2 protein-coding genes are annotated in these 1,683 nt (G+C 71.8%); one reads left to right on the top strand and one right to left on the bottom strand.

Translation table 11 applies throughout. The annotated features are described in order from the left end of the window. Positions 1-17 precede the first annotated feature (17 nt). Complete coding sequence (locus tag PROKR_RS28380; protein ID WP_036970566.1) at positions 18-1,046, top strand: ornithine cyclodeaminase; 1,029 nt, start codon at positions 18-20, stop codon at positions 1,044-1,046. Positions 1,047-1,239: 193 nt separating this feature from the next. On the opposite strand, the gene PROKR_RS28375 is transcribed toward PROKR_RS28380, so the two are convergent. Next, on the bottom strand, positions 1,240-1,683 hold a 444-nt coding region (locus PROKR_RS28375; protein WP_036970564.1), incomplete at its 5' end, for an MlrC C-terminal domain-containing protein.

The following is a 1,683-nucleotide window of genomic DNA, read 5'->3' as shown; positions in this document are numbered from 1 at the left end:
ACCACCGAGGAGACCCGATGACCACCGTCCCGTACCTCGACGTCGCCGCCACCGCCCGCTGGGTGGCACGCCGCGGCCCGGAGGCCGCGATCGCCGCGCTGACCGACGCCCTGGACCGCGACTTCGCGCGCTGGCCCGAGCTCGACAAGCGCCCCCGCATCGCGTCGCACTCCCCGGAGGGCGTCATCGAGCTCATGCCCACCTCGGACGCGCAGACCTACGGCTTCAAGCTGGTCAACGGGCACCCGCTCAACCCGGCCAACGGCTTCCAGACGGTCACGGCGATCGGCATGCTCGCCGACGTCGGCAACGGCTACCCGACGTTCCTCGCCGAGATGACGCTGCTCACCGCCCTGCGCACGGCGGCGACGTCGGCCCTGGCCGCTCGCTACCTGGCCCCGGCGAACTCGCGCACGCTCGCCCTGATCGGCTGCGGCTCGCAGGCCGAGTTCCAGGCCCTCGGCATGCGCGCCGAGCTGGGCATCGAGACGCTGCGCGTCTTCGACGTCGACCGTGACGCGATGGAGAAGCTGGCGAAGCACGCCAAGGCGCTGGGCTTCGACGTCGTGCTGGCCGACGACGCCGCTGACGCGGTGCGCGGCGCCGACGTCATCACCACCTGCACCGCCGACAAGCAGAACGCGACCGTGCTGCACGACGTCGACGTGACCGGCGGCGTCTTCATCAATGCGATCGGCGGCGACTGCCCGGGCAAGACGGAGCTGGACCCGGCGATCGTGGCGCGCGCGAGCGTGTTCGTCGAGCTGCCGGAGCAGACGCGCATCGAGGGCGAGATCCAGCGCCAGGCCGCCGACTTCCCGGTGACCGAGCTGTGGCAGGTCGTCACGGGCGCGGCGCAGGGCCGACGGAGCCAGGACGAGCTCATCGTGTGGGACTCCGTCGGCTTCGCCGTGGAGGACTGGACCGCGCTGAAGTTCGTGCTGGAGGACGTCACGGCCAACGCCCCGGAGCTGCTGCAGCACCTGGACCTCATCGCCGAGCCGACCAACCCGAAGGACCTGTTCTCGCTGGTCGCGGAGGCCTGAGAAACCGCTGGTCGAACGACCAGCGGGGTTGCCGCTCGACCAGCAGGGGTCGGCGTGTCGCACGGTGTGTCGCTCCGGGAAGAATGTAGGTCCGCGGGGTGTGTTGCTCTGCGTAGACAATGTCTACGCAGAGCAACACACCCCGCGGACGTAGGTTCGCCCCGCGGCGACACGCCGTGCGACACCCCGAGCGTCAGAGCAGCTCGGCGCGGAGCTCCGGTTCGGCGGCGAACGTGTGGAACGGGTGGGTCGGCGCCGTCAGGCGGTGGTGGCCCAGGCGCAGCAGGTCCTGGTCCACGCCGCCCGGGGTGAGCATGAGCATCCAGTCGGCCGCCATGTCGTACAGCTCGGGCTCCAGGTAGCCGATCTTCACCACGACGACGTCGGTGCCGCGCGGGTCCAGGCCCAGCACCGTGAAGTCACGTTCCAGGTGGTACGGCTTGCGCCGCTCCGTGAGGATCACGCGCAGCCCGCCGACCCGGACGACGGCGACGATCCCGGCGTCGGGGTCGCCCTCGCACACGTGCTCCACCACGCCGGTCAGCCGGACCGGACCGTGCGGGCCGTCGTCGACCCAGGCGCCGGCCTCGACGTCGACCGGGGCCCCCGCGCCGTGTGCGGCGAACGCGGCGGCCAC

Origin of the sequence: Promicromonospora kroppenstedtii DSM 19349 (assembly GCF_000515355.1) — a bacterium.
Taxonomy (GTDB): Bacteria; Actinomycetota; Actinomycetes; order Actinomycetales; family Cellulomonadaceae; genus Promicromonospora; species Promicromonospora kroppenstedtii.
The sequence above is the reverse complement of the archived record's forward strand: the minus strand, read 5'-3'. Positions and strand labels throughout refer to the sequence as shown.